Source organism: Campylobacter concisus (assembly GCF_002913945.1).
GTDB lineage: Bacteria > Campylobacterota > Campylobacteria > Campylobacterales > Campylobacteraceae > Campylobacter_A > Campylobacter_A concisus_P.
Genome location: NZ_POZK01000009.1, coordinates 1 through 7,495, shown reverse-complemented (window position 1 = coordinate 7,495; position 7,495 = coordinate 1). Strand labels below are relative to the sequence as shown.

Below are 7,495 nucleotides of genomic sequence, written 5' to 3'. Positions count from 1 at the left end.
GGCAATATTGCTATTATCTGTTACAATTCATGAAATAGCTGGGTTTTGGCAATTTCAAGTAAAACCTAATGGAATGCCCTTTTTAACGAGCATATGGTAGAAGTTATAAATACGTTTGTGGGCGAAAAATATATTCAGCCCAATCCTAGCTTTAAAGATGGTATGGATATCATTTCTAATTTGTAAAAAAGTAAAATTTCAAATAAATAAAAAATGCAAGTAAAACGAAAAATATACAAATCTTTTCAATACGAGAAAATGAGACATGGCTTGCGAGCTAGATTGTCCTTTTTAGTCGTAGCAGTCTTAATTTTGGCAATCGAAATTTATATCGCAGCTTTTGTTAAAGGTGGCTTCGTGCGCCATTATTTGGGTGATGTGCTAGTTACGGTGATGCTTTACGCATTTGGACGAGCTATATTTAAAACTACACCAAAAATTTTAGCATTTGAAATATTTGTTTTCTCACTATTTATAGAAATTTTACAATACTTTAAAGTACTTGAAATTTTAGATATTCATAATTTAATAATACGCATAGTCTTTGGCGGAACATTTGACGTTAGTGATATCGCATGTTACGCGTTGGGCTGCTTGCTTGCTTATTTGACTGATGCCATTTGCTTTCTGCAAAAGTATAAAAGTCCAAAGATATAGTGATAAACTACAACTTTATTTTTTTAAGTATAAAGAAGGAGCTAATCATCTTAAAAACTCCAGCAAAATTTATCTATCTATTTTAGCTCACCCCAGTTTTTAGCGATATTTAGCGATGTTTTAAGCGGCACATTTAGCGTGTAAATTTCCTCCATCGTCTTTTGTGTCGCCCTGCCAAATTCCTGTGCAAATTCGTCTTTTACTTCAAAGATCAGCTCATCGTGGATCTGAAGTAACATTCTTGCGTTTTCATCTAAATTTACTCTAACTTTTACCATTGCCATTTTGACAAGATCTGCCGCAGAGCCCTGAAAGACCGTATTTACCGCCTCGCGCTCAAACATAGCTATTTGCATAGGTGTGGCACTTTTAAAGTCAAAGTAGCGCCTTCTACCAAGTAGTGTCTGCACAAAGCCGTCATTTTTAGCTGAAATTTTTATGCTCTCTAAAAAGTCTTTGATCGTCTCAAAAGCCTTAAAATAGCGCTCTATATACTCTTTTGCCTCGGCTCTTGTGATATTTACTTGATTTGCCAGCTTGCTTGAGCCCATACCATAAATGAGGCCAAAATTTATACTCTTTGCCACGGCTCTATTTTGCCCGTCGCTGCTACCAAATATGCTAATAGCCGTCCTTGCGTGGATATCCTCATCATTTTTAAACGCCTCAAGCAGCGCAGGATCACGGCTAAAGTGAGCTAACAGTCTAAGCTCGATCTGGCTGTAGTCAAGCCCCACAAAACTATATCCCTCCCGCGTCTCAAAGCACTCTCTGACGTCCTTTGCGAGGCTGCCACGAGCTGGGATGTTTTGTAAATTTGGATTTTTGCTTGAAAGTCTGCCAGTACTCGTGCCAGTTTGTAAAAAGCTCGTGTAAATTCGCGAGCCCTCGTCCTTTTTCGCAAGCGCTAAGAGTGGCTCGCAGTAGGTGCTTTGTAGTTTATATAGCTCCCTGTAGGCTAAAATTTTCTCAATCACTGGATGAGCGTCCGTAAGCTCAGCTAGCACGCTCTCATCGGTGCTGTATCCTGTTTTTGTCTTCTTTTTGGTTGGAAGCTTTAGATGCTCAAAAAGTATGACGCCAAGCTGTTTTACTGAGTTTATGTTGAAATTTTCGCCGCTTAGCTCGTAAATTTCACTTGTTAGTGCTTTTAGTTTTGTGTCATTTTCAAGGATAAGCTTTTGCATTTTGGCTTCATTTATCTTGATGCCGTTTTGTTCCATGTCAAAGAGCGTGAGGATAAAAGGAAACTCGTGTGTATCAGCAAGAGCGAGCAAATTTTTATCAAGCGTGTTTAAAAAAGTTTTATAAAATTTAAGCGTTATCCAAGCGTCCTCACTCGCGTATTTGGCTGCATTTTCTAAAGGCACATCGCCAAAAGTTTGTCCCTTTTTGACCACATCTTCAAATTTGATCGTGTTGTAGTCATAAAGCCTTTTTGCCAGCGCATCCATGCCGACACTTGAGTTTGGGTCGCTAAGCCACGCAAGGATCATTGTGTCTTTAAAATTTGCTGGGGGATTTAGACCTAGGTTATTTTTAACTATCTCAAAGTCATATTTTAAATTTTGTCCGATCACGCAGCCTTTGTAAATTTGATCTATCGCCCAAGTGACAAATTTTTGGCTAACTTGTTGTGGCACACCAAGGTAGTTGTGAGCCACTGGCACGTAGTAGGCGTCCTCGTCGTTAAAGCAAAAGCTAAATCCAACGATCTTTGCGCTCCTGCTATCAATGCCTGTGGTCTCTGTGTCAAAGGCGACGATGGTCTCTGGTGTGACGTTTGATAAGAGTTTTTCAATGCTAGCCTCATCAAGGAGTAAATTTGCTCTAAAGCCAAGCTTAAATTCAGCATTTTCTTCTTTTTGCAAGCTCTTAAGAAGTCTGTTTAGATCGTACTCTTTTAAAATTTCTGAGATATTTATCAGGGGATTTTGCTCTGGAAATTTAGAGTGTTCAAGATCAAATGAACTAACTGCGTCATCAAATAAAGTGGCTAGTTTTTTGCTCAAAAATGCTTCTTCTTTTGCGGCAGCAAGCATATTTTTAGTGCGCTCGTTTCTAAGAAGGGCTAAATTTTCATAAATTCCCTCTAAGCTTCCATACTCAGCCAAAAGCTTCTTAGCCCCAACTGCGCCGATACCTTTGACGCCTGGGATGTTGTCCGAGCTATCGCCTGCGATCGCTAGAAAGTCCCTGACCTGCGCTGGATAAACTCCATACTTTTCAAAGCAGCTTGCGCTATCATGATCGATCTTGCTTTGCGGGCTGTAGATGCTCACTTTGCCGTCTTCTATGAGTTGGTAAAGGTCTTTATCGTGGGTGACTATTCGCACAAATATATCTTTGTCTTTGCAAAATTTAACCGCACTTGCGATGATGTCATCGGCCTCGTAGCCCTCGCGACTAAGGCTGTAAAGTCCCATTTTTTCTATCATATCTATACAAACTGGAAGTTGCTCTTTTAGCTGAGCTGGCGGCTCGTTTCTGTTTGCTTTGTAATCACCTAAAATTTCGTGACGTAAGGTCTTGCCTTTGCTATCAAGTGCGAAGATAAGATAGTCGCTTTGGTATTCATCCTTGAGGCTTGCTATAAAATTTGCAAAGCCACTAATCATACCGCTTGGCTTGCCCTCGCGGTTTTTAAGTCCGCTCATGGCGTAGTAGAGCCTAAAAAAGAAACCAAAAGTGTCAATAATTGTAAGTGTTTTCATTTTTATCCTTTGTGTAATTTTATGAAATTTAGGCAAAAAATAGGCTGATTTATAAAAATTTTTGATATTATGGCGGACATTACAAATAAAAAATCACAAAAATAAAAAGCTTTGAGGTCATGAAAAAAATAGTTTTTTTACGTATCAATCCAAATGCAGTCGGTGGTGCCGAACGCTATTTAAGAAGGCTTACTAAAGCCCTAAAAGACGTAGGTATAGACACATCTATACGCTCATATCTAGGAGAGGCTAGGATCTCGTCATGGAAAAAGGCTTTGAGATTTAACTCACAGGTAAAACGCCAAAAACAAAGCGATGAGGTATATTTTAGCTTGGAGCGAGTGAGCTGCGCAGATATTTATAGAGCAGGGGACGGCGTACATAAAATTTATCGTGCCACAAAGCCATTTTGGTGGGTCAATCCTCTAAATTTTGTCTATCCATATCTAGAAAAACGTTGCTTTAAAAATTCTAAAAAGATAATCGCAAATTCAAACTACATAAAAGAGCAAATCATTTCAGCTTACGGTATCGATGAGTCAAAAATCGTTACCATTTACAACGGTATAAATTTGCCACAAAAGGTAGAAAAAGGAGAAGCAAAACTTAGCGTATGTGAAGAATTTGGACTCGATTACAATTTACCAATTGTGCTTTTTGTCGGAAATGGCTTTAAAAGAAAGGGAGCAAAGGACTTTTTACTTCTTGTCTCAAAGCTAAAAACGCCAGTAAATGCGCTAATAGTAGGCAAAGATAAAAATTTAAATTCATATAAGAAGCTGGCAAAAAAGCTAAAGATAAATGCATTTTTTACAGGTGAGCAAAAAATGACTGCAAAATTTTATGAAGCAAGCGATATTTTTATATTTCCAACACACTATGAGCCATTTTCAAATGTCGTTCTAGAGGCGCTTAGTTTTAAAAATATTGTCTTTACAACGGCTCAAAATGGGGCAGCTGAAATTTTAGAAAATCGTTTTATCATGCGTGAACCAAATGATGAAAGTATACTGGAGCTAGCGGAGCAGGTGCTTAATGATAATGGCATGATGAGAGAGCTGCAAGAGAAGTCATTTTTACTTTCACAAAAATTTAGTATAGAAGAAAATGCAAGCAAAACTCTTGAAATCATAAACGAAGTGCTAAATTTGGAGCAAAAGTGAGAGTGTTTATAGAGCTTCCAACTTGGCTTGGAGATGCCGTGATGGCGAGCGGGGCGATAGAAAATTTAAGCAAAGATGCTAAAAATATTGTATTTTTTGGCTCTTATGTGGCCTGTGAGCTTTATAAATCACATCCAAAGTGTGAAAAAGTAGTCATTGACGATAGTAAAAAGCAAAACTCAAGATATTTAAGTCTTATAAAAACAGCTAGCAAGCTTGGAAAATTTGATATTGCTATTAGTTTTAGAAGCTCATTTGCTAGTAAATTTTTGCTATTTTTTCTAAAAGCAACGCAAAAATTTTGCTTTAAAAAGAGTAGCGAGAGTTTGCATCAGGTGCAAAAATATCTAAATTTCATAAAGCAAAGCCTAAATTTAAAAGAAATTTCAAACGAACTAAAAATTTATTATGAAGCTAAAAAAAGCGAGCAAAAGCTCCTCGTGCTAAATCCAGGTGCTAGCTACGGAAGTGCCAAAAGGTGGTATCCGCACTATTTTGCAGAGGTTGCACTGCACTTTAAGGATGAATTTGATGTAAAGATCACTGGCTCAAAAGCCGAGCTTGAAATTTGCAATGAAATCGAGCAAATGCTCTTACAAAATGGTATGAAATGTGAAAATTTGGCCGGAGAAACGAGCATAAAAGAGCTTTGTGAGGTCATAGGCTCTATAAAAAATGGCATCTTTTTGACAAACGATAGTGGTCCTATGCATATCGCAGCTGCCTATAAAGTGCCACTTGTGGCTCTTTTTGGACCGACTAAATTTAAAGAGACTAGCCCATGGCAAGATGAGAGTGCAAAGATAGTGCATTTAAATTTAGAGTGTATGCCATGTATGAAGCGAGTATGTCCTATAAAGACACATGCCTGTATGAAGGAGCTTACGCCAAAAATGGTTATTGCTGAAATAAAGCTATTAAGAAAAAAATTAAATTTTTGAAATTCTAAACATAATTAAATATATACATACATAATTAAAAAAATTTTAGTTTTTATTTGATTACATTTTTACCAAATATTTGACATTGGTTATCAATATAGCTATAATCACGCAAAAATTTCTACTAAGAAGGTATTATGGAGCTAATTAAACATCACATTGATCATGTAATTATTGCGATTTTAGGCATTATGAGTTTTTTTGTACTTTGGTATACGATTGAACGTATCATTTTTTATTTACGCGTTGATATAAAAGGCTATAAAAGTATCGAATCGCTTGAAGAAGCACTAACCAAAAATTTAACCACACTTTACATTATCTACTCAAATGCACCATATATAGGACTTCTTGGTACAGTTGCTGGAATTATGATCACATTTTATGATATGGGTATGGCAGGCGGAATCGATACTAAAAGCATAATGGTCGGCCTCTCTCTTGCGCTAAAAGCAACTGCTTTTGGACTACTTGTGGCGATACCAACTTTGATGATTTACAATGGTTTTGTTAGAAAAGTAGATGTAATGCTAAATAGATACAAGGCTGAAAATGCGTCTAAATAAAAAAGATGGGTTAAATATTGTCCCATTTATTGATATTATGCTTGTTTTGCTTGCTATCGTGCTTAGCATCTCGACTTTTATTGCTCAAGGTAAGATAGCTATTGATCTTCCAAGCGCAAACAGTGCCGAGCAAAGTAAAGAGGACGATAAAAAGGTAAGCGTAGTAATTGATAAGGATAATAAATTTTTTATAGATGATGTAGAAATTTCTGAGAACGAACTCAAAGATAAGCTAAATGCAGTTGATATAAAGACATTGATCGAACTAAAAAGCGATAAAAATTCGAAATTTGATAGCTTTGTCAAAGTAATTGATATATTAAAAGAGAAGGGCCACGAAAATTTTGCAATCCAAACAATCTCTGAATAAAATTTCAAATTACAGCGGCTTAGCTGTTTCGCTTGTAGTGCATGGAGCAGCAGTATATTTTTTGCTTTCACATAATTTTGATGAGATAAAAATAGGTGAGCAAAAACCGATAAAAATAGCTCTTAATTCATTTACTCCAGTGCCACAAGTCTCAGCACCTCAAATGGCGGAGCAAATGCTTATCCCAGAGCCAACTCCACCAGCTCCACCGCCACCACCAGAGCCACCAAAACCTGAGCCAAAGCCAGAACCAAAACCTGAACCTAAAAAGGTGGAGAAACCAAAGCGTGAAATAAAAAAAGTAGAGCCTAAAAAAGAAAAAAAAATAGAGCCCAAGCCTGAACCGGTAATTGCTCAGCCAGTGCAGCCTATTGTACCGCCAGCTAGTGTAAATACAAATTTGCCAGCCAATAACAAGTCTATCGCTGCAGCTCCAGTTCAAAATGTAACACCTGAGCTAAATTTATCAAATTCACAAGGTGACGAAGATTTTACGAAGGTTATAATCGCAGTTAAGAGGCATAAAAGTTACCCAAATAATGCAAGGCGTATGAAGCATCAAGGTGTTGTAGAAGTTAGGTTTTTACTCAAGCAAGACGGCAGCATAGATGAACTTAAAGTTAGCAAAAGCTCTGGGTTTGAGTCGCTTGATAATGGTGCTTTAGAAAATATTCAAAGAGCAAGTTCTGAGTTTCCAAAGCCTAAGCAAGATCGTTATCTGCGCTTTCCTATTTCATATACACTAAAATAAATTACAAGCTTATTTAAGCTCGTAATTTATTTGCTTCGTAGAATTTCTTTTATATTTCAAGTCAAAATAGAAAAACATAACTTATTTTATTTAAAAAAGTGTGTATTTTAAACTTGCTTTAAATATTAAACATGTATAATCTGACTTTCTTTAACGGGTGGTTGGATAGCTCAGTCGGTAGAGCAGCAGACTGAAAATCTGCGTGTCGGCAGTTCGATTCTGCCTCTAACCACCATTAACCTTTCTTTAAATATTAATCCCTTTCTCTTAGTAGTTCTATTAAATTTAGTATTCACAAGGCTTTTATGCTATTTTTCTAGGTTATTTATAAAG

Annotated in this window: 7 protein-coding genes and 1 tRNA gene; 7 read left to right on the top strand and 1 reads right to left on the bottom strand. The window is 36.9% G+C overall.

Going from position 1 to position 7,495, the window contains the following annotated elements:
* Positions 1-258 precede the first annotated feature (258 nt).
* Positions 259-657 (top strand): DUF2809 domain-containing protein, encoded by a 399-nt coding sequence (locus CYP64_RS02035; protein ID WP_103648488.1) that lies wholly within the window; start codon positions 259-261, stop codon positions 655-657.
* 77 nt (positions 658-734) lie between these two features.
* Here the strand turns inward: CYP64_RS02035 and polA are convergent, their stop codons facing one another.
* Positions 735-3,371, bottom strand: coding sequence for a DNA polymerase I (gene polA, locus CYP64_RS02030; protein WP_103648487.1), 2,637 nt, complete (start codon positions 3,369-3,371; stop codon positions 735-737).
* A gap of 119 nt (positions 3,372-3,490) precedes the next feature.
* On the opposite strand from polA, the gene CYP64_RS02025 reads away from it, so the two are divergent.
* From CYP64_RS02025 to CYP64_RS02000, 6 genes are all read left to right on the top strand, one after another.
* Positions 3,491-4,534: a glycosyltransferase family 4 protein gene (locus CYP64_RS02025; protein WP_103648486.1), complete on the top strand. Its 1,044-nt coding sequence runs from the start codon at positions 3,491-3,493 to the stop codon at positions 4,532-4,534.
* The gene (waaF, locus tag CYP64_RS02020) at positions 4,531-5,475 is read left to right on the top strand and encodes a lipopolysaccharide heptosyltransferase II (protein WP_103648485.1); all 945 of its coding nucleotides are present in this window, start codon (positions 4,531-4,533) and stop codon (positions 5,473-5,475) included. The genes CYP64_RS02025 and waaF overlap by 4 nt, the downstream gene beginning before the upstream one ends.
* A gap of 137 nt (positions 5,476-5,612) precedes the next feature.
* Entirely contained in the window at positions 5,613-6,041 is a 429-nt protein-coding gene (gene exbB, locus CYP64_RS02015) for a TonB-system energizer ExbB (protein ID WP_103648484.1), read from the top strand.
* Positions 6,028-6,411 (top strand): TonB system transport protein ExbD, encoded by a 384-nt coding sequence (exbD, locus tag CYP64_RS02010; protein ID WP_072593836.1) that lies wholly within the window; start codon positions 6,028-6,030, stop codon positions 6,409-6,411. Before exbB ends, exbD begins: the two co-directional genes overlap by 14 nt.
* Positions 6,386-7,162: an energy transducer TonB gene (locus CYP64_RS02005; RefSeq protein WP_103648483.1), complete on the top strand. Its 777-nt coding sequence runs from the start codon at positions 6,386-6,388 to the stop codon at positions 7,160-7,162. The genes exbD and CYP64_RS02005 overlap by 26 nt, the downstream gene beginning before the upstream one ends.
* Positions 7,163-7,321: 159 nt before the next feature.
* A tRNA-Phe gene (locus tag CYP64_RS02000) sits at positions 7,322-7,397 on the top strand.
* The last annotated feature ends 98 nt before the right edge of the window (positions 7,398-7,495 follow it).